23 protein-coding genes and 4 tRNA genes are annotated in these 25,830 nt (G+C 72.2%); 12 read left to right on the top strand and 15 right to left on the bottom strand.

Annotation, left to right across the window (positions count from 1 at the left end):
• Window positions 1-128: 128 nt before the first annotated feature.
• Window positions 129-1,094 (bottom strand): thiamine-phosphate kinase, encoded by a 966-nt coding sequence (locus ACFC1T_RS24300; RefSeq protein ID WP_375891732.1) that lies wholly within the window; start codon window positions 1,092-1,094, stop codon window positions 129-131.
• A gap of 228 nt (window positions 1,095-1,322) precedes the next feature.
• On the opposite strand from ACFC1T_RS24300, the gene ACFC1T_RS24295 reads away from it, so the two are divergent.
• Both ACFC1T_RS24295 and ACFC1T_RS24290 read left to right on the top strand, forming a co-directional pair.
• On the top strand, window positions 1,323-1,556 hold the full coding sequence (locus ACFC1T_RS24295; RefSeq protein WP_375891731.1) for an Lrp/AsnC family transcriptional regulator: 234 nt from the start codon (window positions 1,323-1,325) through the stop codon (window positions 1,554-1,556).
• A 19-nt stretch (window positions 1,557-1,575) separates the two neighbouring features.
• Window positions 1,576-2,097, top strand: a complete 522-nt coding sequence (locus ACFC1T_RS24290; RefSeq protein WP_375891729.1) for a DUF3515 domain-containing protein — start codon at window positions 1,576-1,578, stop codon at window positions 2,095-2,097.
• Between the two features lie 72 nt (window positions 2,098-2,169).
• On the opposite strand, the gene ACFC1T_RS24285 is transcribed toward ACFC1T_RS24290, so the two are convergent.
• The 3 genes from ACFC1T_RS24285 to ACFC1T_RS24275 form a co-directional block, all read right to left on the bottom strand.
• Window positions 2,170-3,315, bottom strand: coding sequence for a D-alanine--D-alanine ligase family protein (locus ACFC1T_RS24285; protein ID WP_375891727.1), 1,146 nt, complete (start codon window positions 3,313-3,315; stop codon window positions 2,170-2,172).
• Window positions 3,316-3,414: 99 nt separating this feature from the next.
• Window positions 3,415-4,398: an NAD(P)H-dependent glycerol-3-phosphate dehydrogenase gene (locus ACFC1T_RS24280; RefSeq protein WP_375891822.1), complete on the bottom strand. Its 984-nt coding sequence runs from the start codon at window positions 4,396-4,398 to the stop codon at window positions 3,415-3,417.
• Window positions 4,399-4,412: 14 nt separating this feature from the next.
• Window positions 4,413-5,246, bottom strand: a complete 834-nt coding sequence (locus tag ACFC1T_RS24275; protein WP_375891726.1) for a lysophospholipid acyltransferase family protein — start codon at window positions 5,244-5,246, stop codon at window positions 4,413-4,415.
• 230 nt (window positions 5,247-5,476) lie between these two features.
• Here ACFC1T_RS24275 and cofC point away from each other — a divergent pair, with 230 nt between their 5' ends.
• On the top strand, window positions 5,477-6,160 hold the full coding sequence (gene cofC, locus ACFC1T_RS24270) for a 2-phospho-L-lactate guanylyltransferase (RefSeq protein WP_375891724.1): 684 nt from the start codon (window positions 5,477-5,479) through the stop codon (window positions 6,158-6,160).
• A 38-nt stretch (window positions 6,161-6,198) separates the two neighbouring features.
• Window positions 6,199-6,423, top strand: a complete 225-nt coding sequence (locus ACFC1T_RS24265) for a hypothetical protein (RefSeq protein WP_375891722.1) — start codon at window positions 6,199-6,201, stop codon at window positions 6,421-6,423.
• 242 nt (window positions 6,424-6,665) lie between these two features.
• On the opposite strand, the gene ACFC1T_RS24260 is transcribed toward ACFC1T_RS24265, so the two are convergent.
• The 4 genes from ACFC1T_RS24260 to leuC all read right to left on the bottom strand — a co-directional run bounded on the left by ACFC1T_RS24260 (window position 6,666) and on the right by leuC (window position 10,106).
• The gene (locus ACFC1T_RS24260; protein WP_375891720.1) at window positions 6,666-7,409 is read right to left on the bottom strand and encodes an HU family DNA-binding protein; all 744 of its coding nucleotides are present in this window, start codon (window positions 7,407-7,409) and stop codon (window positions 6,666-6,668) included.
• Window positions 7,410-7,542: 133 nt separating this feature from the next.
• Window positions 7,543-7,893 (bottom strand): hypothetical protein, encoded by a 351-nt coding sequence (locus ACFC1T_RS24255; protein WP_375891718.1) that lies wholly within the window; start codon window positions 7,891-7,893, stop codon window positions 7,543-7,545.
• A 182-nt stretch (window positions 7,894-8,075) separates the two neighbouring features.
• Window positions 8,076-8,672: a 3-isopropylmalate dehydratase small subunit gene (gene leuD, locus ACFC1T_RS24250; protein ID WP_375891717.1), complete on the bottom strand. Its 597-nt coding sequence runs from the start codon at window positions 8,670-8,672 to the stop codon at window positions 8,076-8,078.
• Window positions 8,673-8,675: 3 nt separating this feature from the next.
• On the bottom strand, window positions 8,676-10,106 hold the full coding sequence (gene leuC, locus ACFC1T_RS24245; protein ID WP_375891715.1) for a 3-isopropylmalate dehydratase large subunit: 1,431 nt from the start codon (window positions 10,104-10,106) through the stop codon (window positions 8,676-8,678).
• Window positions 10,107-10,336: 230 nt separating this feature from the next.
• Here leuC and ACFC1T_RS24240 point away from each other — a divergent pair, with 230 nt between their 5' ends.
• Window positions 10,337-11,050 (top strand): IclR family transcriptional regulator, encoded by a 714-nt coding sequence (locus ACFC1T_RS24240; RefSeq protein WP_030306825.1) that lies wholly within the window; start codon window positions 10,337-10,339, stop codon window positions 11,048-11,050.
• Between the two features lie 160 nt (window positions 11,051-11,210).
• Here the strand turns inward: ACFC1T_RS24240 and ACFC1T_RS24235 are convergent.
• From ACFC1T_RS24235 to ACFC1T_RS24205, 7 genes are all read right to left on the bottom strand, one after another.
• Window positions 11,211-11,285 (bottom strand) — tRNA-Gln (locus ACFC1T_RS24235).
• 66 nt (window positions 11,286-11,351) lie between these two features.
• Window positions 11,352-11,424, bottom strand: a tRNA-Glu gene (locus ACFC1T_RS24230).
• A gap of 26 nt (window positions 11,425-11,450) precedes the next feature.
• Window positions 11,451-11,523: transfer RNA gene (locus tag ACFC1T_RS24225), tRNA-Glu, on the bottom strand.
• A 48-nt stretch (window positions 11,524-11,571) separates the two neighbouring features.
• A tRNA-Gln gene (locus ACFC1T_RS24220) sits at window positions 11,572-11,643 on the bottom strand.
• Window positions 11,644-11,894: 251 nt separating this feature from the next.
• Complete coding sequence (gene gltX / locus ACFC1T_RS24215) at window positions 11,895-13,394, bottom strand: glutamate--tRNA ligase (protein ID WP_375891712.1); 1,500 nt, start codon at window positions 13,392-13,394, stop codon at window positions 11,895-11,897.
• Window positions 13,387-14,187, bottom strand: coding sequence for a fumarylacetoacetate hydrolase family protein (locus ACFC1T_RS24210; RefSeq protein ID WP_375891711.1), 801 nt, complete (start codon window positions 14,185-14,187; stop codon window positions 13,387-13,389). The genes gltX and ACFC1T_RS24210 overlap by 8 nt, the downstream gene beginning before the upstream one ends.
• 236 nt (window positions 14,188-14,423) lie before the next feature.
• Window positions 14,424-14,642, bottom strand: coding sequence for a hypothetical protein (locus ACFC1T_RS24205; RefSeq protein WP_375891710.1), 219 nt, complete (start codon window positions 14,640-14,642; stop codon window positions 14,424-14,426).
• Window positions 14,643-15,281: 639 nt separating this feature from the next.
• Here ACFC1T_RS24205 and ACFC1T_RS24200 point away from each other — a divergent pair.
• The 7 genes from ACFC1T_RS24200 to ACFC1T_RS24170 all read left to right on the top strand — a co-directional run bounded on the left by ACFC1T_RS24200 (window position 15,282) and on the right by ACFC1T_RS24170 (window position 25,780).
• Window positions 15,282-19,172: a nitrate- and nitrite sensing domain-containing protein gene (locus tag ACFC1T_RS24200; protein ID WP_375891709.1), complete on the top strand. Its 3,891-nt coding sequence runs from the start codon at window positions 15,282-15,284 to the stop codon at window positions 19,170-19,172.
• A 10-nt stretch (window positions 19,173-19,182) separates the two neighbouring features.
• On the top strand, window positions 19,183-19,596 hold the full coding sequence (locus tag ACFC1T_RS24195) for a roadblock/LC7 domain-containing protein (protein ID WP_030248297.1): 414 nt from the start codon (window positions 19,183-19,185) through the stop codon (window positions 19,594-19,596).
• 161 nt (window positions 19,597-19,757) lie between these two features.
• On the top strand, window positions 19,758-20,183 hold the full coding sequence (locus ACFC1T_RS24190) for a DUF742 domain-containing protein (RefSeq protein ID WP_375891707.1): 426 nt from the start codon (window positions 19,758-19,760) through the stop codon (window positions 20,181-20,183).
• Window positions 20,164-20,748 (top strand): ATP/GTP-binding protein, encoded by a 585-nt coding sequence (locus ACFC1T_RS24185; protein WP_375891705.1) that lies wholly within the window; start codon window positions 20,164-20,166, stop codon window positions 20,746-20,748. Before ACFC1T_RS24190 ends, ACFC1T_RS24185 begins: the two co-directional genes overlap by 20 nt.
• A 436-nt stretch (window positions 20,749-21,184) precedes the next feature.
• The gene (locus tag ACFC1T_RS24180) at window positions 21,185-24,538 is read left to right on the top strand and encodes a nitrate- and nitrite sensing domain-containing protein (RefSeq protein WP_375891703.1); all 3,354 of its coding nucleotides are present in this window, start codon (window positions 21,185-21,187) and stop codon (window positions 24,536-24,538) included.
• Window positions 24,539-24,548: 10 nt separating this feature from the next.
• Window positions 24,549-24,962 carry a roadblock/LC7 domain-containing protein gene (locus tag ACFC1T_RS24175; protein WP_097236138.1) on the top strand — a complete coding sequence of 138 codons (414 nt, stop codon included), beginning with the start codon at window positions 24,549-24,551 and terminating at the stop codon, window positions 24,960-24,962.
• Window positions 24,963-25,123: 161 nt separating this feature from the next.
• Entirely contained in the window at window positions 25,124-25,780 is a 657-nt protein-coding gene (locus ACFC1T_RS24170) for a DUF742 domain-containing protein (protein WP_375891702.1), read from the top strand.
• Window positions 25,781-25,830 lie beyond the last annotated feature (50 nt).

Here is a 25,830-nt window from a genome sequence, read left to right as displayed (position 1 = left end):
CAGCCGACGGCGGGCGGGCTCGGATGGCGCAAGCCTACGCAAAACGCACCCTCGAAGCCCGTCCGCCGCACGTCCGGAGCGTTACGCGCCGTACCGGCGTCCACGCCCCGTCAGCCGTCCTCCGTACGTCACTCGGCGAAGTGGTCCCAGCCGCCGACCCGGTCCCAGGGCGCGCCGTCGACCGTCACCCGTCCGCTGCGCGAACCCCGCGGGCGGCCGGTCACCTCGCCCACCACCCGCCAGCGGGAGGGGAGTTGGACCCCGCGCGGGAAGGTCGCCACGATCGCGTGGTCCTCGCCGCCGGACAGCACCCAGACCAGCGGGTCCACCCCGACCGCCTGGCCGATGTCGGCCATCTGCGCCGGGACGTCGAAGTCGGCGGCCCTGAGGTCGATGTCCACCTCGCTGGCCCGGGCCACGTGGCCGAGGTCGGCGACCAGCCCGTCGCTCACGTCGATCATCGAGGTGGCGCCCAACTCGGCGGCGGCCGGGCCCGCGTGGTACGGCGGCTCGGGCCGGCGGTGCGCCTCGACGAAGGCGCGCGGGGAGCGGAAGCCGCGTTGCAGCACCGTCAGTCCGGCCGCCGACCAGCCGAGCCAGCCGCACACCGCGATCACGTCGCCGACCTGGGCGCCGGAGCGCGTCACCGCCGGGCGCCCCTGGAGGTCGCCGAGCGCCGTGATCGCCAGCATGACGGTGTCGCCGCGCACCACGTCGCCGCCGACCACCGTCGCCCCGGCGACCTGGCACTCGTCGCGCAGCCCGTCCATCAGCTCGGTGGCCCAGGTGGTCGGCAGGTCGGCGGGGGCGACCAGCCCGAGCAGTATCGCGGTCGGCACCGCGCCCATCGCGGCCACGTCGGCGAGGTTCTGGGCGGCGGCCTTGCGGCCCACGTCGTAGGCGGTGGACCAGTCCCGGCGGAAGTGCCGGTTCTCGATCAGGACGTCCGTGGTGGCCACCACCCGGCCGTCCGGGGCCTTCACCACCGCGGCGTCGTCCCCGGGGCCGAGGTCGACCGCGTCGGTGAGCGGTACCCGGGCGGTCAGCTCCCTGATGAGACCGAACTCGCCGAGCTCGCCCACGGTCCCCTGCATCTGCCGTCCTCTCGCCTTTCCTCCCCGGACGGCACCGCCGCCCGGGATACGGTCCCCGTCGCTCCCCCCGCGCGCAGCGTACGCCCTCCGGGGGCACCGAAGTCTCCCCTCCCCGGCCCGCTGCGCGGTAGCGTGGTGATCAGCCTGCCGGTGCGCCCGCACCCACCCCTGCACCAGCCCGGGCGGTCCCGGCGGCGATCCCCCCAACCGGCCGCCGGGAGGTCACCCGTGGTACAGGCATACATCCTGATCCAGACCGAAGTAGGAAAGGCCACCGCGGTGGCCGAGACCATCGCGAAGATCCCCGGTGTGATCACCGCCGAGGACGTCACCGGCCCGTACGACGTCATCGTCAAGGCCGAGGCCGACACCGTCGACGACCTGGGCCGCCTGGTGGTCGCCAAGGTCCAGAAGGTGGAGGGCATCACCCGCACCCTCACCTGTCCGGTGGTGCACCTCTGACCCCGGCTACCATCGGCGGGTGGCCAGAGAACTCCGCATCCCCAGGGCGCTGACCGCGCTTCCCGCGCCGGTCCGCTGGCTGGCCGCGCCGGTCGCGCTGACCTGCACCGTGGTGGTGCTCATCGGCAGTTGGAGTTCCGCCGACGACCCCGCGGTGGAGGTCCCGCGGCCGAGCGGGAAGGCCGCGGACCACTGCCGGGCGCTGGGCGCCGCCCTGCCCCAGGAGTTGCTCGGCCGCGCCCGCCGGGACCCGTCCCCGGCCTCCCCGTACGTGGCGGCCTGGGGCGACTCGCCCCGGGTGGTGCTGCGGTGCGGCATCGACCGCCCGGAGGAGCTGGACGGCCCGCACGCCAAGGACCTGTCGCCGACCGTCGACGACGTCACCTGGTGGTCGCAGCAGCTCGCCGACGGCGGCTACCGCTTCGTGGCGACCATGCGGGCCGCCTACGTCGAGGTGACCGTCCCGGCCGGGGCCGCGCAGAACCCCTTCGACCCGGCGGCCGCCCTGACCCCCGCGGTGAAGGCGAACATCCCGGGCTGAGCCCGTACCCGCCCCGAGCCGAAGGGGCGGGCCGGCAGCTCCCGGCCCGCCCCTGTCACGCGTACGGGCCCGCTAGCGCAGCCCGGTCGAGCGGCGCAGCGCGGTCTGCAGCAGCCGGTCGATCAGCTCCGCGTACGAGACCCCGCTGGCCTCCCACATCTTCGGGTAGGCGGAGATCGGGGTGAAGCCCGGCATGGTGTTGATCTCGTTGATCATCCAGCTGCCGTCGTCCAGCAGGAAGAAGTCGACCCGGGCCAGGCCCTCGCAGCCGAAGGCCTCGAACGCGGCCACCGCCTGGCGCCGGATCTCCGCGACCTCCTCGGCGGTCAGCTCGGCCGGGATCCGCACCTCGGAGGAGTCGATGTACTTGGCCTCGAAGTCGTAGAAGTCGAAGCCCTCGCCGACCAGCACCTCGGCCGGGACGCTGGCCCGCGGGCCGTCCTCGAACTCCAGCACCCCGCACTCGATCTCGCGACCGGAGACCCCCGCCTCGATGATCAGCTTGGGGTCGTGCCGGCGGGCCTCCTCGATCGCGGCGTCGAGCTCGGCCAGGTCCTTGACCTTGGTGATGCCGATGCTGGAGCCGGCCCGGCAGGGCTTCACGAACACCGGCAGGCCCAGCTCGGCGACCCGCTCGCGCACCGCGGCGCGGCCCTGCTCGGTCTCCCAGTCGCGCGGCCGCACGATCGTGTAGTGGCCGACGCCCAGGCCGTGCGAGGCCAGGATCCGCTTGGCGAACTCCTTGTCCATGCCGGCCGCGCTGGCCAGCACGCCGTTGCCGACGTACGGGACGCCGGAGAGTTCCAGCAGGCCCTGGAGGGTGCCGTCCTCGCCCCACGGGCCGTGCAGCAGCGGGAACACCACGTCGACCTCGCCGAGGGCCTTGGGGGCGCTCCCCGGCTCGCTCAGCAGCACCTCCCGGCTGCCCGGCGAGACCGGCAGCGCGACCTGCCCGTCGACGGCCTCGGCGACGTGGGCCACGTCCGGCAGCCGGCCGTCGGTGATGGCCATCCGGGACGGCTCGTCGCTGGTCAGCGCCCAGCGGCCCTCGTGGGTGATGCCGATCGGCAGCACGTCGTACTTGTCACGGTCGATCGCCCGGAGGACGCTGCCCGCGGTGGAGACCGAGATCGCGTGCTCGGAGCTGCGCCCGCCGAAGACCAGCGCGACGCGCGGCTTGGGGGCGGACGGGTCCGGGGTGGTCTGTTCGATGCTCATATCGGGTTTGAGACTACCGTGCGAGGTGTTTCCGGGAAGTCAACGCCGGCCCGGAGAGTCCGCGCCCACCACCGGGTGCGGGGCCCGACGAGCCGGGCCTCAGCGCCGCTCCGCCTTGGCCGAGCGGGACATCAGCACCTGCAGCGCCTCCCGGGTGGGCCGCCCGTTGTGCACCACGTCCACCACCGCCTCGACGATCGGCATGTCGACCCCGCTGCGCCGGGCCAGGTCCAGCACCGACTCGCAGGACTTGACGCCCTCCGCGGTCTGCCGGGTGGCCGCGATGGTCTCGGCCAGCGACATGCCCCGGCCCAGGTTCATCCCGAAGGTGTTGTTGCGCGACAGCGGCGAGGAGCAGGTGGCGACCAGGTCGCCCATCCCCGCCAGCCCCGCGAAGGTGTGCGGGTCGGCGCCCAGCACCTCGCCGAGCCGGGTGGTCTCGGCCAGTCCGCGGGTGATCAGGGTGGCCTTGGTGTTGTCGCCGAGCCCCATGCCGGCCGCCATGCCGACGGCCAGGCCGATCACGTTCTTGACCGCGCCGCCGAGCTCGCAGCCGATCACGTCGGTGTTGGTGTACGGCCGGAAGTACGGCGTGTGGCAGGCCGCCTGGAGCCGCCTGGCGACCGCCTCGTCGGTGCAGGCGACCACGCTCGCGGCGGGCTGCCGGTTGGCGATCTCCTTGGCCAGGTTGGGCCCGCTGACCACCGCGACCCGCTCCGGGCCGACCTTGGTGACCTCGTCGATCACCTCGCTCATCCGCTTGGCGGTGCCGAGTTCGATGCCCTTCATCAGGCTGACCAGCACGGTCTGCGGCTCGATCAGCGGCGCCCAGGCGGCCAGGTTGTCGCGCAGCGTCTGGGAGGGCACCACCAGCACCGCGAAGTCGGCGCCGGCCAGCGCCTCGGCGGCGTCGGTGGTGGCCCGGACGGTGTCGGGCAGCCGGACGCCCGGCAGGTAGTCCGGGTTCTCGTGGGTGGAGTTGACGGCGTCCACCAGCTCCTGGCGGCGGGCCCACAGCACGACCTCGCAGCCCGCGTCGGCCAGCACCATCGCGAACGCGGTGCCCCAGGAGCCCGTCCCCATCACGGCGCAGCGGGTCACCGGCCCGTCCCCTCTTCGTCGTTGTCGTTCCGGCCGCCCTTGGCGCGGCGGCGTTCGGCCAGCGCGGCGGCGGCCCGCTCGCGGGCGGCCTTGCGCATGTCGTAGCGCTCGGCCGGCGGCTCCTCGCCGCGGACCCCGGCCAGCACCTCGGTGATCGCCGCCATGATGTCCTCGGTGGCGTCGTTGAGCACCTGGCCGGTGAGCTCCATGCCCGCGTACTTGCTCAGGTCCACCGCGGGCCCGGCGGCCACGGTCACCCGGTGCCGCGGGAACAGGTTGAACCTGCCCTTGCCGAAACCGGCCCGGCCGTACGGCGGGATGATCTCGTGGGCGCCCCAGTGCGCGACCGGGATGACCGGCGCGCCGGTCATCAGCGCGACCCGGGCGACCCCGTTCTTGCCGGTCATCGGCCACAGGTCCGGGTCCCGGGTGAGCGTTCCCTCCGGGTAGAACTGCACGCACTGGCCGTTGTTGACGGCGTCGATCGCGGCCCGGAAGGCCTGCGCCGCGTCGGTGGACTCGCGGAACACCGGGATCTGGCCGGTCTTGCGCAGCATGAACCCGATGAAGGGGATCGAGAACAGCGAGGACTTGCCGAGGATCCGCGGCGGACGGCCGCTGTTGTACTGCCAGTGCGCGTAGATCACCGGGTCGATGATCGAGTTGTGGTTCACGGCGGCGATGAAGCCGCCCTTCTCCGGAATGTGCTCCCAGCCCCGCCAGTCGGGCTTCACCAACGCGGTCGTCACCGGCTTCACCAGCACGGCCGCGAAGCGGTACCAGATGCCGTAGTCGGCGTTGCCGAACTTGGCGTACGAGCGGCGGGCCACCCCAAGCTCCTTCTCATCGCATGCGGCACGTGGGGTGCCGCGGTCATGGCCTCCCGTGCCGCGCACCGGCGCGACCGGTGCCCGGGGCACGGGCGCGGAACAGTGTCGCCCGCCTGCTCACCGGCTGTCGAGCGGCCGCGCCAACCCGCCGGGCGGGCGTGATCAAACGCACGTCCGCACAGCTCGGACGGCCTGGCGAGGGTTCCGGGACCGGCGTCACAATGACGCCGATGACCCAGGACACCGTACGCCCCAGCGAGCCCGTCGCGCCCGCCGCACCCGCCGCCGACTGGTCGCTGGTGCTACCGCTCAAGCCGCTCGCCCTCGCGAAGAGCCGACTGGCCCCGTACGCGGGCCCGCACCGGGCCGAGCTGGCCCTCTCCTTCGCCCTCGACACGGTCACCGCCGCGCTGGCCACCCCGGGCGTCTCGCGCGTCCTGGTGGTCACCCCGGACGCCACCGCCGGCGCCCGGCTGGCCGGGCTGGGCGCCCTGGTGGTCGCCGACGAGCCCGGCGGCGGCCTCAACCGGGCGCTGGCGCACGGCGCCTCGGCCGCCCGGGCGCTCGCCCCGCGGGCGCCGCTGGCCGCCCTCTCGGCAGACCTGCCGGCCCTGCGCCCGGCCGAACTCGCCCGGGTGCTGGGCGCGGTGCCGTCGGACGGCCGGGCCTTCCTGCCGGACTCCCCCGGCCTGGGCACCACCCTGCTCGCCTGCGGCCCCGGCCGTCCGCTCGCCCCCGCGTTCGGGGACGGCTCGCGGGCCCGGCACGCGGCCGGCGGGGCGCTCGAACTGCGCCTGGCGGACGTGGAGTCGGTGCGCCGGGACGTCGACACCGGCGCCGACCTCGGCGAGGCCGCCGGGCTCGGCCTCGGCCCGTACACCAGTGCGCTGTTCGCCCGTCTGGGCGGCTCCTGACCAGCGGGCCCGTGGGACCCGCTCGCTATGCTGCTGGCATGCAGGCCACCGCGTTCACCTTCGACCCCGCCACCCGAGCCGGCTCGGTGCTGCTCGACGACGGGACCCCGGTGCCGTTCGACGCGGCCGCCTTCGACGCCGGCGGCCTGCTGCTGCTGCGGCCCGGCCAGCGGGTGCGGATCCGCACCGAGGGCGCGGGCGAGACCCGCCGGGTGGTCTTCGTGACCCTGCAGACCTTCCCCGACCCGGCCGACGGCCGCTGACGGCGTCAACGACCGCTGACGGCGCCGTCCCCCCTCCGGCCGTTCCCGCCCTTCCCGCAGTTCCCGCAGTTCCCGCAGTTCCCGCAGTTCCCGCGGATTTCCGCGCCCGGACGGCGGCTGCCGGTGAATCCTGACTAAGCGCCCGGAAATCGAAAGAGCCGCGGCCACCCGGTCTCCGCAATTCGCGGAAGGGGGTGCCGCGGCTCTGTGCCGAAGGCCGTCCGAGGACAGTCGCGCGGGACTTACTTGGCCGAGGCCTTGCGCGCGGTGGTCTTGCGGGTGGCGGTCTTCTTCGCCGGCGCCGTCTTCTTGGCCGTGGCGGTCGCCTTCTTGGCGGTGGCCGTGGTCTTCTTGGCGGCAGCCGTGGTGGTCGCCTTCTTGGCGGCGGCCGTCTTCTTGGTCGCCGCGGCCTTGGTCGCAGCCGCCTTGGTGGCGGTGGCCGTGGTCTTCTTGGCGGCGGCGGTGGTGGTCGCCTTCTTGGCCGTGGCGGTCGCCTTCTTCGCGGCGGTGGCCGTGGTCTTCTTGGCGGCAGCCGTGGTGGTCGCCTTCTTGGCCGCGGCCTTCTTGGCGGCCGGAGCGGCGGCGGCAGCGGTGGCGGCGCGCTTGGTGGCGGCACGCTTGGCGGCCGGGGTCGCGGCGACACCGGTCTTGCCCGGGGTGAGCGAGCCCTTGGGGGCCTTCTTCACCGAGGGGCCTTCCTTCGGCAGCTTCTTGCTGCCGCTGACCAGGTCCTTGAAACCCTGACCCGGACGGAAGCGGGGGACCGAGGTCTTCTTGACCTTGACCCGCTCGCCGGTCTGCGGGTTGCGGGCGAAGCGCGCGGAGCGCTCCACCTTCTCGAAGGTGCCGAAACCGGTGACCGAAACCCGGTCACCGGCCACAACGGCACGGACCATGGTGTCGAGCACTGCGTCGACGGCCTCTGCGGCAGCCTTGCGACCGCCCAGCTGCTCGGCCACCGCTTCGACAAGCTGAGCCTTGTTCACGTCTTCCCCTTCGGAAACGGGCGCCGGATGATTCCATCCGTTCTTTTCGCACGTTAGGTATGTATCTGCGGACTTTCAATTACCAAACGCGCGAATCACCCTAGTGTCGCAATGGATTTGCGCGTCCGCGACCTCAGGCGCGGGGCGGGTGCCCCTCGTCGAGGTCATGTACAAAGCGACTCAACCGCCTTGCCGCCTCCGGAAGATCGCGCTTGGCGGTCTCCGTGACGATGAGCAGTTGACGGGTGAGAGCGGTCTTTGCATCGACAGACACGTTCAGCGCATGCACGCGGGCGTGAGCTTGCTTCAACCGCTCGGCCACAAGCGCGTAGAGCGCTGCGACTTCCTGGTCGTCCGGCGCCTCAGCTGGTGTTGCGGAGGTGACGTCCGGCCGATCGTCAATTCGGCGTTCGGATCCCCGGCCCGTGGACTCCTCGGACGCGGGTTCGCCGCCCGCGTACGGAGGTTCATGGTGCCGGTGCATGTACTGATTGTGCCATCTACCCGCAGTTGTACTTGCGCGGGGCCCTCTTCCGCAAAGCCGAATGGGCAATCCGGGGAGCCCCCGGTGCTAACTCGTGCTCCGGAACGACGGATGGCCCGGCCCCCCCGAGGGGGAGCGCGGGCCATCCGGTGGATCGTCAGAATGCTTGTTCTGAGGGGAACTCAGGACACCGGCAGAGTACGGGGCTTGAACGCCGGACGGGTCGCCTCGTAGGCGGCGATGTCCCCCTCGTTCTGCAGCGTGATGCTGATGTCGTCCAGGCCGTTGAGCAGCCGCCACCGGAGGTTGTCGTCCAGTTCGAAGGTCGCGGTGATGCCTTCGGCCCGGACTTCCCGTGCTTCCAGATCAACGGTGATCTCGGCCGAAGGGTCACTCTCGGTGAGCGACCAGAGGCGCTCCACGGTCTCCTGCGGCAGCACGACGGTCAGCAGACCGTTCTTCAGCGAGTTGCCCCGGAAGATGTCGGCGAAGCGCGAGGAGATGACCGCGTGGAAGCCGTAGTTCTGCAGCGCCCAGACCGCGTGCTCCCGGGAGGAGCCGGTGCCGAACTCGGGGCCGGCCACCAGGACGGTGGCGCCCTCGCGCTCGGGCCGGTTGAGGACGAACGACTCGTCCTTGCGCCAGGCCTCGAACAGGCCGTCCTCGAAACCGGATCGGGTGACCTTCTTGAGCCAATGGGCCGGGATGATCTGGTCCGTGTCCACGTTGCTGCGGCGCAGCGGGACGGCCCGGCCGGTGTGGGTGGTGAACTTCTCCATGGCTCAGGCCTCCACGGCGACGTTGGCGGAGTTGGCGGACAGGTCCGACGGGGCGGCCAGCCGGCCCAGGACGGCGGTCGCGGCGGCGACCTGCGGGGAGACCAGGTGGGTGCGGCCGCCCTTGCCCTGGCGGCCCTCGAAGTTGCGGTTCGAGGTGGAGGCGCAGCGCTCCCCCGGGGCGAGCTGGTCGGGGTTCATGCCCAGGCACATCGAGCAGCCGGCGTGCCGCCATTCGGCCCCGGCGGCGGTGAACACCTTGTCCAGGCCCTCCTCGACGGCCTGGAGCGCGACCCGGACGGAGCCGGGGACGACCAGCATCCGCACCCGGTCGGCGACCTTGCGGCCCTCCAGCACGGCGGCGGCGGCGCGCAGGTCCTCGATCCGGCCGTTGGTGCAGGAGCCGACGAAGACCGCGTCGACGGCGACCTCGCGCAGCGGGGTGCCCGCCTCCAGGCCCATGTACGCGAGGGCGTTCTCGGCGGCCGCGCGCTCCTGCGGGTCGGCGAAGTCCGCGGGGTTCGGGACGTCCGCGCCGAGCGGGGCGCCCTGGCCGGGGTTGGTGCCCCAGGTGACGAAGGGGGTGAGCTCGCTCGCGTCGATGAACACCTCGTGGTCGAAGACGGCGTCCTCGTCGGTGGCCAGGGTCCGCCAGTACGCGACGGCGGCGTCCCAGTCCTCGCCCTGCGGGGCGTGCGGGCGGCCCTGGAGGTAGTCGAAGGTGGTGTCGTCCGGGGCGATCATGCCGGCCCGGGCGCCCGCCTCGATCGACATGTTGCAGACGGTCATCCGGGCCTCCATCGACAGGCTCCGGATCGCCGAACCGCGGTACTCCAGGACGTAGCCCTGGCCGCCGCCGGTGCCGATCTTCGCGATCACGGCGAGGATCAGGTCCTTGGCCGTGACGCCCTCGGGCAGGTCGCCCTCGACGGTGACCGCCATGGTGCGGAACGGCGCCAGCGGCAGGGTCTGGGTGGCCAGCACGTGCTCGACCTGGCTGGTGCCGATGCCGAACGCCAGCGCGCCGAAGGCGCCGTGGGTGGAGGTGTGGGAGTCGCCGCAGACCACGGTGGTGCCGGGCTGGGTCAGGCCGAGCTGGGGGCCGACCACGTGCACCACGCCCTGCTCGACGTCGCCGAGCGAGTGGATCCGTACGCCGAACTCGGCCGCGTTGCGGCGCAGGGTCTCCAGCTGCACCCGGGAGACCGGGTCCGCGATCGGCTTGTCGATGTCCAGGGTCGGGGTGTTGTGGTCCTCGGTGGCGATCGTCAGATCGGTGCGGCGGACCGTACGGCCGGCCAGCCGCAGCCCGTCGAAGGCCTGCGGGCTGGTCACCTCGTGGAGCAGGTGCAGGTCGATGAACAGGAGGTCGGGCTCGCCCTCCGCGCGCCGCACGACGTGGTCGTCCCAGACCTTCTCTGCGAGTGTCCGTCCCATCGGATTCCCTCCAGCCGGCCGCGTTGCCGGCCTTCTCGTGTCGTCGAGGTCATTGCGCGCCCGCCCGTGGGGAGCGTGTTCGCGAGACCTGCACGCCGGATCGCTGTCCACGATGCGGACACTCTGACGAGGCCCCATCCTGGATGTCTCCCGGGCTGCTGCATCCAGAGTGGCGCTTTTCCCGGAAGATTGAACTTGCGTCTCGCGGAATGAGACTGCAGTCTTAGGGCATGGACAACTCTAGCGGCGTCGGCGTTCTCGACAAGGCCGCTCTGGTGCTCAGCGCACTGGAGTCGGGCCCCGCCACGTTGGCGGGGCTGGTCGCCGCCACCGGTCTGGCGCGCCCCACGGCCCACCGACTCGCCGTCGCACTCGAACACCACCGTCTGGTCACCAGGGACATGCAGGGGCGGTTCATCCTCGGCCCCCGCCTGTCCGAACTCTCCGCCGCGGCGGGCGAGGACCGGCTGCTCGCCACCGCGGGCCCGGTCCTGACCCACCTGCGCGACGTCACCGGCGAGAGCGCACAGCTCTACCGCCGGCAGGGCGAGATGCGGATCTGCGTAGCCGCCGCCGAGCGGCTCTCCGGTCTGCGGGACACCGTCCCGGTCGGCAGCACCCTGCCGATGAAGGCCGGCTCGGCCGCCCAGGTCCTGCTGGCCTGGGAGGAGCCCGAGCGGCTCCACCGCGGCCTCCAGGGCGCCCGCTTCACCGCCACCGCGCTCAGCGGCGTCCGGCGGCGCGGCTGGGCCCAGTCGATCGGCGAGCGGGAGCCGGGCGTCGCGTCCGTCTCCGCTCCCGTGCGCGGCCCCTCCAACCGCGTGGTGGCCGCCGTCTCCGTCTCCGGCCCGATCGAGCGCCTGACCCGCCACCCGGGCCGGCTGCACGCCCAGGCCATCATCGAGGCCGCGAACCGGCTCACCGAGGCCCTGCGGCGCAGCTGATCCGGCGGACTCCCCCACCCACCCCGCCGACTCCCCCGAACCCGAATCCCCCACTCCCCCACCGCACGCGAAAGGGCCCCGCTCGGATCGAGCGGGGCCCTTCGCACACCTGCGCGGCGGAAAAGCAAAAAGACCCCGCGGACGGGGTCTTCCATATTTCTGGCTGGGGTACCAGGACTCGAACCTAGACTAAATGAACCAGAATCACTCGTGCTGCCAATTACACCATACCCCAACGCAAAGCAAGGGCCGATGGGCATGTCCTCGAAAAGAACACAGCCACCGGCTTCGTGCTTTGAAGTACCCCCGACCGGATTCGAACCGGCGCTACTGCCGTGAGAGGGCAGCGTGCTAGGCCGCTACACAACGGGGGCATCCTGGCGATCCCTTGCGGGATCAGTACCCCCGACCGGATTCGAACCGGCGCTACTGCCGTGAGAGGGCAGCGTGCTAGGCCGCTACACAACGGGGGCTTGGATCTTCATTTGTACTGCTGGGTGACCGTTGCCGATCGTACTGCGCTGGGGTACCAGGACTCGAACCTAGACTAAATGAACCAGAATCACTCGTGCTGCCAATTACACCATACCCCACCAGAGTTGAACCCCTGCGGGCCCTTCTCAGGCGTTGCGCCTCTCGGTCGGTCCCGTTCCGAGGGGCTTTCGCTCCCTCGTCCGTTCCCTCCCGGGCGGCGCAGAAAGAACATTACCCGACGTCTGCCCTGGCTCCAAAATCGATAACCGCAGGCAGCGGTGGGGAGGCCGTCCGATGACCTCCGGGTGCGCCGCGGGCCCGGCACGGAGCCGGGCCCGCGGGCTGCTCAGGAGGCGCTTGCGCGGGCCGTTCAGGCCGTCGGCAGCGCGTCCAGGGCGGAACGGAGCCGGCGCAGCGTCTCGGGGCGGCCGAGCAGCTCCATCGACTCGAACAGCGGCGGCGAGACCCGACGGCCCGTGACGGCCACCCGCAGCGGCGTGAAGGCGAACTTGGGCTTGATGCCCAGGCCCTCCACCAGGGCCCCGCGCAGCGCGGTCTGGATCGGCTCCGGGGTGAAGTCCGCGAGCTCCTCCAGCGCCTTGACGCTGGCCTCCAGCACCGGACCGGCGTCCGCGGTCAGCACCTTGGCGGCGTCGTCCGGGTCCACCGCGAAGTCGGCCGGGTCGACGAACAGGAAGCCGGCCATGTTGACGATCTCGCTCAGCACGACCATCCGCTCCTGGGTGAGCGGCGCGATCCGGGCGAGCAGGTCCAGCTGCTCGGCGGTCGGCTCGGCTGGCAGCAGGCCGGGGCCCTGGAGGAACGGCACGAGGCGGCGGACGAAGTCCTCCGGGGCCAGCCGGCGGACGTGCTCGGCGTTGATCGCCTCGCACTTCTTGAGGTCGAAGCGCGCCGGGTTGGAGTTCACCTTGGCCACGTCGAAGGCGGCGACCATCTCGTCCATGTCGAACAGGTCGCGGTCCTCGGCCAGCGACCAGCCCAGCAGGGACAGGTAGTTGAGCAGGCCCTCGCGGATGAAGCCGCGCTCGCGGTACAGGTTGAGCGAGGACTGCGGGTCGCGCTTGGAGAGCTTCTTGTTGCCCTCGCCCATCACGTACGGCAGGTGGCCGAAGCGCGGGGTGGCGCCCTCGCCGACGCCGATCTCGGCGAGCGCCGCGTACAGCGCGATCTGCCGCGGGGTGGAGGACAGCAGGTCCTCGCCGCGCAGCACGTGGGTGATGCCCATCAGGGCGTCGTCCACCGGGTTGACCAGGGTGTACAGCGGGGCGCCGTTGGCGCGGACGATGCCGTAGTCCGGGACGTTCTCCGGCTCGAAGGTGAGCGTGCCGCGCACCAGGTCGTCGAAGGAGATGGTCCGGTCGGGCATCCGGAAGCGCAGGATCGGCTCGCGCTTCTCCAGCTTGTAGACGGCTACCTGCTCCTCGGTCAGCTCGCGGCAGTGGCCGTCGTAGCCGGAGGGCTTGCCGGCCGCGCGGGCGGCCTCGCGCCGGGCGTCCAGTTCCTCGGTGCTGCAGTAGCAGTGGTACGCGTGGCCGGCCTCCTGGAGGCGGCGGGCGACGTCGGCGTAGATGTCCATCCGCTGCGACTGGCGGTACGGCGCGTGCGGGCCGCCGACCTCCGGGCCCTCGTCCCAGTCCAGGCCGAGCCAGCTCATGGCCTCCAGCAGCTGGGTGTACGACTCCTCCGAGTCGCGGGCGGAGTCGGTGTCCTCGATCCGGAAGACCAGCTTGCCGCCGGTGTGGCGGGCGTAGGCCCAGTTGAACAGGGCCGTGCGGACCATGCCCACGTGGGGGTTGCCGGTCGGGGACGGACAGAAGCGAACCCGGACGGCCGGGTCAGTGTTAGCCACGCTTGATCACCTTGTTGGCGAGAGTGCCGATGCCTTCGATGGAGACGGCGACCTCGTCGCCGACGTTGAGCGGGCCCACCCCTGCGGGCGTGCCGGTGAGGATGACGTCGCCGGGCAGCAGCGTCATGGCCTCGGAGATGTGGACGACCAATTCGGCGACCGAGCGGATCATCAGGGAGGTGCGGCCGGTCTGGCGGAGCTCGCCGTTGACCGTGCAGGTGATCGCCAGGTCGGACGGGTCGAGGTCGGTCTCGATCCACGGGCCCAGCGGGCAGGCGGTGTCGAAGCCCTTGGCCCGGGCCCACTGGCCCTCGCGCTGCTGGACGTCCCGGGCGGTGACGTCGTTGGCGCAGGTGTAGCCGAGGATCACCTCGGGCACCCGGTCCAGCGGCACCTCGCGGCACATCCGGCCGATCACCACGGCGAGTTCGGCCTCGTGGTGGACGTCCGAGGAGAACGGCGGGTACGCGATGTTCTCGGTCGGGCCGATGACCGAGGTGGACGGCTTGAAGAAGGTGAGCGGGACGTCCGGGACGTCGTTGCCCAGCTCCGCCGCGTGCGCCGCGTAGTTGCGGCCGACCGCCACGATCTTGTTGGGGAGCATCGGGCTGAGCAGCCGGACGTCCTGGAAGCGGTAGCTCTCACCGGTGGGCTGGGGTTGGCCGAACGGGTGACCGGCCAGCTCGTGCACGACCAGCGAGTCGGGCCGGGACGGATCCCCCTCGACCACGCCGAAGGAAACACTGCCGGCGGCAGGGCTCCCCTCCCGGACGGAAAACCTGGCAATGCGCACGGCTGGGCTACCCCTCGCTTCGTCGGCCGCCCGGGGCGCCCCCGGGCGCTGCTGGGCGCCCCGCCCGCCACGGGCGCGGCCCCGTCAATCGCGCCCAGGCTATCGCGTGGGGCCTCCCGCGACCCCTTCGGCCCTGTTCAGCGCGGTCGGGGCGGAGGGCCCCGACCCGGGACGCACGAGGGCGCCGCCACCGCTGTTCGCGGTGACGGCGCCCTCGGGTCGCGCCAGGGGCGGGATCAGTCCCGGGGGGTGATGACGGGGGCGACCATCAGCTGGACGCGGCGCGGGTTGGCGGTGACGGCCGGCAGCTCGGTGCCGTAGGTGACGACGTCCTCGGGCTTGCGGGCACCCGGGATCCTGCTGAAGTCCTCGACCGAGGCCAGCGTGGTCCGGCGCGGGTTCGCCGTGGAGCGGCAGGACAGCGTGGACTTGGTGGCCTTCTTCGCCAGGGACATCGAGAGCACCTCGTGGTCGTGGCCGGGCGGTCCGCCAGGGATCCGCACCGGCCTGCGTGATTCCGATTGATTCGGAGGGGTTCTGGGCAGGCTGATCGGGGCCGTGCTCAGGAGACAGCCAAGGTTACGAGATCTCTTTCCATACGGGCCGTGACCAAAGCTACACATTCACCTGTGATTTTGCTCACAAATTGACGCACAAATCACGAATATCCGACATATCGCCGGATCGGAATTTCCCGACAATTCGCCCGGAACGGTCATTCCGGCAGGTCTGCGACTCTTGTCGATCTCCGGCCACGTTGGCATGTATCCGGCGAGTGTCCGAAAAAGGCGGTATTCCGGTCCGGTTACCGCACAGTCAGTGAGATCACGCATGCGGTCGGTAGTACCCGACCGTCGGTTCCGGCGGCCCTTGTTGGGATTCCCTCGCTGTGCTGGAATGCCACGGACCGTGGGTAGGGAGCAGTCCACCCCGGCGACCCGCTCTCCCGGACCGGCCGGGGTGCGGAAGGAAACTCGACACCGTCCAGGCCGTGGCGACGCGGCGGGACGCCCGGTCCAGAGGTTGCGACGCCAGTGCAGGGACGTTTCAAAAGGGGTAGCGGCGCCGCGGGTAACCCGGAGTCGCGCGAGCCCGTGGCAGCCCCTCAACAGGCGGCGGCCCCCGGCGGCCCGACCGACCCCGTGACGCCCGAGGCCCTCGCCCGGCCGGACGACGACGGCCAGGAACGGAAGTCCGCCCGGGACAAGCTCCGGACCACCCTGACCAGGCGCCGCGCCACCGGTCTGAGCCGGCTCGCGATGCGCAACTGGCGCATCCGCACCCGACTGATCGCCCTGCTCGCGCTGCCGGTCATGGTCTCGCTGGTCCTCGGCGGCCTGCGCATCCAGACCTCGATGCAGAACTCGCAGCAGCTCGCCCAGATGGCCAACCTGTCGGACCTGGCCAAGAAGGCGACCAACCTCGCGGACGCCCTGCAGACCGAACGCGACATCAGCGCCGGCTACATCACCAACCGGCCGAACGACCCGCTGGACGACGAGATCGTCGCCGCCCGCAAGAGCACCGACGACCTCAGCCGCACCTTCACCGCCTCCTCCGACAAGTTCGAGAACCTCCAGCTCTCCGGCGGGAAGGCGCTGCTGTTCCAGATCCGCAAGGACCTGAACTCGATCGCGGACGCCCGCAACACGCCGTACCAGAACAACCAGAACATCCAGGCGACGATCACCGCGTACGACGTGATCATCCGCGACCTCCTGGGCATCACCCAGGACATCGCGCTCGCCTCGAACAACCAGGACCTGCTCATCGCCACCCGCGCGCTGCAGCAGTTCTCGCTCGCCAAGGACGCCACCTCGCAGCAGCGCGCGCTGATCAGCGCCGGTCTGGGCAACCCCAAGGCCCCCGACCTGAGCGCGAGCGACGAGTCCTTCGGCATCCGCCTGCGCACCACGTACGACAACGCGCTGACCAGTTTCAACAACATCTACACCTCGCACGACCTGGACAACCTGCGCGGCCAGCTGAGCTACAACAACGTCATCGCCGAGGCGGACCGCTACTCGCGCTCGATCCTCCAGCCGGGCGGCATCCACCAGACCGAGGCGGTCTCGTACAAGGACTGGTACGAGAAGGCCACCACCAAGATCACGGCCGAGCGCCGGATCGAGGCCAAGCTGATCGAGGACCTCGACGGAAAGGCCCAGGACCTCCAGTCCCAGGCCGACACCGAGGCCCTGATCATCGGTGCCGCCGTCGCCCTGACCCTGATCATCGCCCTCGGCGGCGCCGGTCTGATCGCCCGCTCGATGGTGCGCTCGCTGACCCGCCTGCAGACCGCGGCCGAGGACGTCGCCGAGCGCCGCCTGCCCGAGCTGGTCAAGACGCTCTCCGAGAGCGACCCGCACGACGTCGACACCACGGTCGAGCCGGTCGCCGTCGACTCGACCGACGAGATCGGCCACGTGGCCCACGCGTTCGACATGGTGCACAGCGAGGCCGTCCGCCTCGCCGCCGAGCAGGCCCTCCTGCGCGGCAACATCAACGCGATGTTCACCAACCTCTCGCGCCGCAGCCAGGGCCTCATCCAGCGCCAGCTGTCGCTCATCTCCGAACTGGAGAGCCGCGAGGCCGACCCGGACCAGCTGGCCAACCTCTTCAAGCTCGACCACCTCGCGACCCGCATGCGCCGCAACGGCGAGAACCTCCTCGTCCTCGCCGGTGAGGACCCGGGCCGCCGCTGGACCCGCCCCGTCCCGCTGGTCGACGTGCTCCGCGCCGCCGCCTCCGAGGTGGAGCAGTACGAGCGCATCGAACTCGCCGCCGTGCCGTCGGCCGAGGTCGCCGGCCGCGTCGTCAACGACCTCGTCCACCTGCTCGCCGAGCTGCTGGAGAACGCCACCTCGTTCTCCAGCCCGCAGACCCGCGTGCGGGTCACCGGCCACGCCCTGCCGGACGGCCGGGTGCTGGTCGAGATCCACGACACCGGCATCGGCCTCAGCCCGGACGACCTGGCCGAGATCAACGAGCGCCTGGCCAACCCGCCGACGGTGGACGTCTCGGTCTCCCGCCGCATGGGCCTCTTCGTGGTCGGCCGCCTGTCCCTGCGACACGGCATCCGGATCCAGCTGCGTCCGAGCGACTCCGGCGGCACCACCGCGCTGGTCATGCTCCCGGTCGACGTCACCAACTCCGCCGACCGGCGCGGCCCCGGCGGCCGTCCCGGCCCCGGCGCAGCGGGCAAGCAGCAGCGCGGGGCCGCCCCGACGCCGCGCCAGCAGCGCCAGGTGCCGCCCGCCCGCCAGGGCGGTCCGGCCGCGCTCGGCCAGGGCCCGGCGGGCGGTGCCCCGCAGGGCGGCCGTCCGCAGCTCGGCCAGGGCGGTCCGTCCGCCCCCGCCGCGCCGACCGGCCCGGGTGCGCCCGGCGGCCGGACCGGCGGGCCGGCCGGACTGCCGACCCGTCAGGTCGGCCAGTCGCTGCGCGAGACCCCCCCGGCCCCGCAGGGCCAGCAGGCTCCGGGCCGGTCCGGTCAGGACGGCCTGCCGCAGCGCACCCCCGGCCAGCAGGGCCCGCAGGGCCCGGGTCAGCCGGGTCGGCGCGGCCAGGGCCGACCGGCCACGGCGCCGCAGGGTCCGGGCCCGCAGGGACCCGGCCAGCAGGCCCCCGGCCAGCCCGGCCAGCAGGGACCGGGTCAGCCCGGTCCGCAGGGCCCCGGCCAGCCGCAGCAGGCGCCGCAGGGCGCGCTGCCGCAGCGCGCCCCCGGCCGTCAGGGCCCGCCGCAGGGCGGCCCGAACGGCCTGCCGCGCCGCGGCCAGGGCCGCCCCGGCCAGGAACGTCCGCGTCCCGGCGGCGAGTTCGACGGTGCTCCGGGCGCTCCCGCGCCGCGGACCGGCGAGCAGCCGCAGCACGGCCGCCCCGGCGGTCCCGGTGCCCCGCAGCAGGGTGCCCGTCCGGGCAACCGTCCGCAGGACGGCCTACCGCAGCGCACCCCCGGTCAGCAGGGCCCGCAGGGCCCGGGTCAGCCGGGCCGGCCCGGTCCGCAGGGTCCCCAAGGGCCGCAGGGTCCGCAGGGCCAGCGCCGCCCGCAGCGTCCCGGCCCGGAGGCGCCCCAGCAGGGCCGCCAGCCCCAGCTGCCCCCGCAGCAGCAGCCCCAGCCGCTGCCGTCGGCCGAGCCGGCGTCGGTGGAGAGCACCCAGCAGTTCGCCCGGCCGCGCTTCGAGGCCAGCCAGATCGACCCGCGGGACCCGCTGGGCCTCGGCCTGGTGGAGCCGGTGCTGCCGAACGTGCCGGGCCCGGCCCAGCCGCAGCCCCAGCAGCCGCAGCCGGCCCCGCAGCAGCAGGCGCCGCAGCAGCCGCAGCGCCAGGAGCCGATGGCCCTGCCGACCGGCCCGTCCGAGGCCACCGGCGAGCAGCCCTGGTACCCGCAGCAGGCCGACGGCCAGCCGCAGGGCCGGCCCCGTTCGTACCAGCCGCGCCGGCCCGGCACCTCCGCGCCGGACCTCCAGCAGCCGGGCCGGCCGCAGCGGGCCCCGCAGCAGCAGCCCCGGCAGGAGCGCCCCCAGGCCCCCCAGGGCCAGGCGCCCCGGCAGCAGGCCCCACAGGCCCAGCAGCAGGCGCCCCAGCAGCAGGCCCCGCAGGGCCAGCCGCAGCCGCCGCAGCCGGGCGTCGGTGACGCGCCCTGGCGCCCGTCCGCGAACGACGAGCGCTGGCGCCGTGCCGAACAGGTCCGCGAGCCCTCGACCAGCGGGGTCACCATGTCCGGCCTCCCCCGGCGGACCCCTCAGGCCAACCTGGTCTCCGGCACCGCCGAGGCCTCGCCGCTGACCGGTCCCCAGGTCTCCCGGGCCCCCGAGGAGGTCCGCGGCCGCCTGACCAACCTGCGCCGCGGCATCCAGCAGGGCCGGCGGGCCGGGGCCGAGCAGGCCGCCAACCAGCCGGGCTCCCAGCATGGTGCCCAGCAGCCCGGATTCGATAGTTTCGGTGGCCGGAGCGACGGCAACGGCGCAGATCACCAGGAGCGTTGAGTTGAACCAGATGAGCCAGGCCGCACAGAACCTGAACTGGCTGATCACCAACTTCGTGGACAACACCCCCGGGGTGTCCCACACCGTGGTGGTCTCCGCCGACGGCCTCCTGCTGTGCATGTCCGAGGGGTTCCCGCGCGACCGCGCCGACCAGCTCGCCGCCGTCGCCTCCGGCCTCACCTCCCTCACCTCCGGCGCCAGCCGGATCTTCGAGGGCGGCGAGGTCAACCAGACCGTCGTCGAGATGGAGCGCGGCTTCCTGTTCCTGATGGCCGTCAGCGACGGCTCCGCCCTCGCCGTCCTGGCCGCACCCGACTCCGACATCGGTCTGGTCGGGTACGAGATGGCCCTGCTCGTCGACCGGGCCGGCGCCGTCCTCACCCCCGCACTCCGCGCGGAACTCCAGGGCAGTCTCCTGCACTGACCGGAACCCACGCGGACCATCCACCGTTCCACCCCGCACCGGGTCCGACCCGACCGGACCCGGCGCCTCACCCTCAGCTACCCTCAGGCAGCTGATCCCGCCTCAGCTGGCACCGCCCCAGCTGGAACCGGCTGCCCAAGGCCGCAGCACAAGGAGGACCCATGACCCCGCCCTCGACACCCGCCGGCTCGTACGGCAACGGGTACGGCAGCGGCTACGGCGGGCAGCAGTCCGACGGCTACGAGCAGCAGCCGCTGGTCCGCCCCTACGCGATGACCGGCGGCCGGACCCGCCCCCGCTACCAGCTCGCGATCGAGGCCCTGATCTCGACCACGGGCTCGGCCGAGCGCACCACCGGGCTGCTGCCCGAGCACGCCCGGATCGTCGGTCTCTGCCGCGAGGTCAAGTCCATCGCGGAGATCTCCGCACTGGCCGGCGTTCCGCTCGGTGTGGCCCGGATCCTCGTGGCCGACCTGGCCGAGGCCGGTCTCGTCGCCATCCACCAGCCCGCCGCCGCGGGCGAGTCGGGCGGAACGCCCGATGTCACGCTGCTCGAAAGGGTCCTCAGTGGACTTCGCAAGCTCTAACGCGGCCGCCCCCACCCGCGCCACCACCTCCGCGAAGATCGTCATCGCCGGCGGCTTCGGCGTCGGCAAGACCACGCTCGTCGGCGCCGTCTCCGAGATCAACCCCCTGCGCACCGAAGCCGTCATGACCTCGGCCTCCGCCGGCATCGACGACATCAGCCACGTCTCCGGCAAGACGACCACCACCGTCGCCATGGACTTCGGCCGCATCACCCTCGACGAAGACCTCATCCTCTACCTCTTCGGCACCCCCGGACAGGACCGCTTCTGGTTCATGTGGGACGACCTCGTCCGAGGCGCCATCGGAGCCGTCGTCCTCGTCGACACCCGCCGCCTCGCCGACTGCTTCCCCGCCCTCGACTACTTCGAGAACAGCGGCCTGCCCTTCGTCGTCGCCCTCAACGGCTTCGACGGCCACCAGCCCCACACCGGCGACGAAGTCCGCGAAGCCCTCCAACTCGGCCCCGACACCCCCGTCGTCACCCTCGACGCCCGCCGACGCGACAGCGCCAAGAGCGCCCTCATCACCCTCGTCGAACACGCCCTCCTCGCCCGACTCCGCTGACGAGCCGGGCACACGGGCACCGGTGGGCGCGCGAGCACCCGCGGGAACCGAGCGGCCCCGGCGAACCGTCACACTGACGGGTCGCCGGGGCGGCGGTGCTTTACCGGCCGGTGTCCTCCCGGGGCCGCGCGCAAGACCCGTGTATAAGCAGCGGATAACAGTTCGGTAGGCATTTTGTGATCAACAATGACGCAGCGTGGCGAATCAGCGTCACTCAGCGCCAGATCACCACGGTTTTGCTCCGTCATGTCGTTGATTGTCCGTATTGTTCCGACGCGGGTGCCTTGCGACGGCTGTTTGTCCCCCATCCCTGCACGTGCTGAAATTCCAGCTACCCCTGAACATCCCGCTCCGGCCGTCCGGCGGCGGGCCAGGGCCCCGGGGGTAGCGCTGGATTGATCCATGGCCGGCAAGTCGGCCGAGAGGTAGTAGTCGAGTGAGGCGTAAGCAGCAACCCGCCCCGCAGCGGCGCTCCGAGCCCCGCCAGAGCGCGCCGAACGGCGGCGCCGCGGAACCGGCCGGATTCTCCGCGTTCACTCCCACCGAGGAGCGTCCCCAGACCACCCCGGCCCCCAAGCCCCCGACGGCCTCCACGGAGCCGCGCACGGGTGCGGCGGGTCAGTCCGGCGAAGGCGGGCCGTCCAGCCGGTACGACTTCCTCCGTCCGCGCAACTGGCGCGTGCCGACCCGACTGATCGCGATCCTGCTGATCCCCGTGATCATCAGTCTCGTCTTCGGCGGTCTGCGAGTGAACACCTCGGTCGACGGCTACATCAAGGCCTCCAAGGCCGAGAAGACCGCCGAGCTCGCCAAGGCGGCGACCGAACTCGCCGAGGCGCTCGAGAACGAGCGCGACAAGACCCTGATACCCCTGCTCACCGGGCAGGACCCGAACAACGAGGTCGCCAAGCGCCGCGCCGACACCGACGCCGCGCTCAAGGCCTACAACGCCGCGTACGACGCCTCCGACAAGTCCGGCGAGCTCCCGCGCCGCCACGAGGCCTTCCAGACCCTCGTGGTCGACCTCCCGCACCTGCGGCAGGTCGCGTACGGCAGGGAGCTGTTCGCCAGCGCCACCGCGAGCGCCTACTCGGCGATGTTCGCGCCGCTGCTGGCCTACGACAACTCGGTCGGCAACGGCTCCGCCAACGCCACCAGCAAGGGCCGCGCGATCTACGCGATGTCGCTGGCCAAGGCCTCCGCCTCGACCCAGCGCTCGCTGATGCTGAGCCTGCTGGTCGGTGCCTCGCAGGGCGTGACCACGCGCTACGAGAACCAGGACATGACCCAGCAGATCCTGGTCGCGGAGAAGCTGGAACAGGTCTCGCTCTCCGAGTTCAACACCGGTGCCGCCCCCGAGGACGCCCGCAAGTACGCGGACGCCCAGGTCGCCCTGGCCACCGCCCAGGACCGCTCGGCCTACAAGATGCCGAACGGCACCGCACCCACCATGGGGGGCCTGCTGGCGCTGGCCGCCAACTACGCCGAGGCCGCCGCCATCGGCCAGCAGAAGGGCAAGGCCGCCGCCGACGCCGCGTACGCCGAGGCCAAGAACTCCGGTCTGACCCCGGACAACTGGAACCAGGCCGCCGGAACCCACATCCAGGCCCTGCGGAACACCGAAGTCGCGCTGCTGGACGCCGTCCTCACCGACTCCCGCAACCTCAAGGACAACGCGCTCTACGACGCCATCCTCAACACGGTCATCGTCGTCGCCGCACTGATCCTGGCCGGCCTGCTCACCGGCTACGTCGCCCGCTCGATGATCCTCGGCATGCGCACCCTGCGCAGCGCCGCCCTGGAGATCGCCGACCACCGCCTGCCGGACCTGGTCGAGAAGCTCTCCAAGACCGACCCGGACCGGGTCGACACCTCGGTGAGCGCGATCCCGCTGCACGGCAAGGACGAGATCGGCGAAGTCGCCCGGGCCTTCGACCAGGTCCACCAGCAGGCCGTGGCGCTCGCCGCCGAGCAGGCCCTGCTGCGAGGGAACGTCAACGCGATCTTCACCAACCTGTCGCGCCGCAGCCAGGGCCTGATCCAGCGCCAGCTGGCACTGATCACCGACCTGGAGAACAACGAGGCCGACCCGGACCAGCTGGAGAACCTCTTCAAGCTGGACCACCTCGCGACCCGTATGCGCCGCAACGGTGAGAACCTCCTCGTCCTCGCCGGCGAGGAGGCCGGCCGCCGCTGGAACACCCCGGTCCCGCTGGTCGACGTGCTGCGCGCCGCCGCCTCCGAGGTGGAGCAGTACGAGCGCGTCGAGCTGTCCGGCATCCCCGAGGTCGAGGTCGTCGGCGCCGCCGTGACCGACCTCGTCCACCTGCTCGCCGAGCTGCTGGAGAACGCCACCTCGTTCTCCAGCCCGCAGACCCGGGTGCTGGTCAACGCGACCCGCCTGCCGGACGGCCGGGTGCTGGTCGAGATCCACGACAAGGGCATCGGCCTCACCGCCGACGACTTCGCGGAGATCAACGAGAAGCTGGCCGAGCCGCCCACGGTCGACGCCACCATCTCCCGCCGCATGGGCCTCTTCGTGGTCGGCCGGCTCTCCCAGCGGCACGACGTCCGCGTCCAGCTCCGCCCGTCCGGCGAGTCCGCCGGCACCACCTCGCTCGTCATGCTCCCGCCGTTCGTCACCAAGTCCGCGATGGCGCCGGAGCCGGAGGAGCAGTTCACCGTCTCCCGGATCTTCGCCGACCAGGAGCCGACCGCCGAGTGGGCCCCGGACAACGGCGGCCGCAGTGCCGCCGAGCTCGGCTTCGACGACCACCTCACCGGCATCGGCAACGCCGGCTCCTCCGGGTTCAGCCCGGCCCTGGAGGCCGTCCAGCGCTCGCAGCGCCTCGACCAGGTCCGCCGCGCGGCCCTGGAGGGCGGCCCGCAGGAGCAGGTGCTGGACGCCGAGGTCGAGGAGGACTACCAGCAGGGCTACGACCAGTACGCCCCGCAGCAGGGCTACCAGCAGGGCGGCTACGCCGACGAGCAGTACGGCTACGACCAGAACAGCTACCAGCAGGACGAGTACGCCCAGGACGGCTACGGCCAGTACCCGCAGCAGCAGGGCTACCAGCAGGACGGCTACGCCGACGACCGCTACGGCTACGACCAGGGCGGCTACCAGCAGGACGAGTACGCCCAGGACGGCTACGGCCACCAGGCCGTGGAGGCCCCCGCGGGCCACCCGTACACCCCGGAGCCGCCCGCCCTGCCCACCGCCGAGCCCGCGCCGGCCCCCGCCGCCACCCTGCCGTCCGGGCTGCCCCAGCGCCGCCCCGGCCAGCAGCTGGCGGGCGGCGGCCCGGGCAGCGCCCCGGTCGGTCTGACCCCGTCCGGGGACACCCCGAACTGGTTCGCCGGCGCCAAGGACACCTCGGCGCCCGTCGAGTCCCGCGGCCACGACGTGTCCGCACTGGGCGGCTACGGCCCGACCGGCCCGACCGCCTCCCCCTGGCAGTCGCCGAACGACGGTGACTGGCAGCGGGCCGAGCAGCTGCGCGAGCCCTCGTCCGCCGGCACCACCGGGGCCGGACTGCCCCGGCGCGTGCCCAAGCAGAACCTGGTGCCCGGCAACGCCAAGCCGACCCCGCAGGAAGGGCCGCAGGTCTCCCGCAGCCCCGAGGAGGTCCGTGGCCGCCTCACCAACCTGCGCCGCGGCGTCGAGCAGGGCCGCAGCGCCGGCAACACCGGAAGCTTCCGGATCGACCCCGATCAGGTAGACCAGTCCGGCAACGGACAGAACCGGAGCACCGATCTCTTCGGCGGCTCGAACCACCAGGAGCGTTGAGTTGACTCAGATGAGCCAGGCCGCACAGAACCTGAACTGGCTGATCACCAATTTCGTGGACAACACCCCCGGGGTGTCCCACACCGTGGTGGTCTCGGCGGACGGCCTCCTGCTGTGCATGTCGGAGGGCTTCCCGCGCGACCGCGCCGACCAGCTCGCCGCCGTCGCCTCCGGCCTCACCTCCCTCACCTCCGGCGCCAGCCGGATCTTCGAAGGCGGCGAGGTCAACCAGACCGTCGTCGAGATGGAGCGCGGCTTCCTGTTCCTGATGGCCATCAGCGACGGCTCCGCCCTCGCGGTGCTCGCCTCCCCCGACTCCGACATCGGTCTGGTCGGGTACGAGATGGCCCTGCTCGTCGACCGGGCCGGCGCCGTCCTCACCCCCGCGCTCCGCGCAGAACTCCAGGGCAGTCTCCTGCACTGACGGTTCGTCGGATACCGTCCAGGTATTCGAAGTACCTCCGCGTCCTTCCCGGGCCCGCTTCGGCGGGCTCGGGTTCGGACGTTGTACGGCCTTCGCACCACCGGCTCCGGACTCGTACCGAAGCCCGCACCGCACCGCCGCACCTTGTGAGGAGAGGAACCGTGACACCGCCCGACGACCGCAGCGGCCAGTACGGCGTTCCGTACCCTGGCACGGGCCACGACGCCTTCGGAGCACCCGGCGCCGGCCACGGTCAGCAGTACGGTCGGCACCAGTACGGGCAGCCCCAGCAGCACCCGTACGCCCGGCCCGAGGAGCAGTACGGGCAGTACGACCCGTACGCCCGGCCGCAGCCCGCCTTCGACACCCCGCCGCCCGGCTACCCGACGCCGCCCGGCCAGGTGCCCGCCCAGGCCCCCGGCCACCGGCCGGCCCAGGAGCCCGGGTACGTCGAGGAGTTCGAGGACGAGCAGGACTCCGGCCCGCTGATCCGACCGTTCGCCATGACCGGTGGTCGCACCCGGCCCCGCTACGAACTCGCGCTGGAGGCCCTGGTCTCCGCCGACGTCGATCCGCAGCGCCTGTCCACCCTCCTCCCCGAGCACCAGCGGATCTGCACGCTGTGCACGGAGGTCAAGTCCGTCGCCGAGGTCTCGGCGCTGCTCTCACTTCCCCTGGGAGTCGCCCGGATCCTCGTGGCCGACCTGGCCGAGGCCGGCCTCGTCGCCATCCACCAGCCCGCTTCCGGGGGCGAATCCGGAAACCAGCCCGACGTCACGCTGCTCGAAAGGGTCCTCAGTGGACTTCGCAAGCTCTAACGCGGCCGCCCCCACCCGCGCCACCACCTCCGCGAAGATCGTCATCGCCG

It is taken from the genome of Kitasatospora sp. NPDC056076 (assembly GCF_042266305.1).
GTDB lineage: Bacteria > Actinomycetota > Actinomycetes > Streptomycetales > Streptomycetaceae > Kitasatospora.
This window is presented reverse-complemented; position numbering and strand designations above follow the sequence as displayed.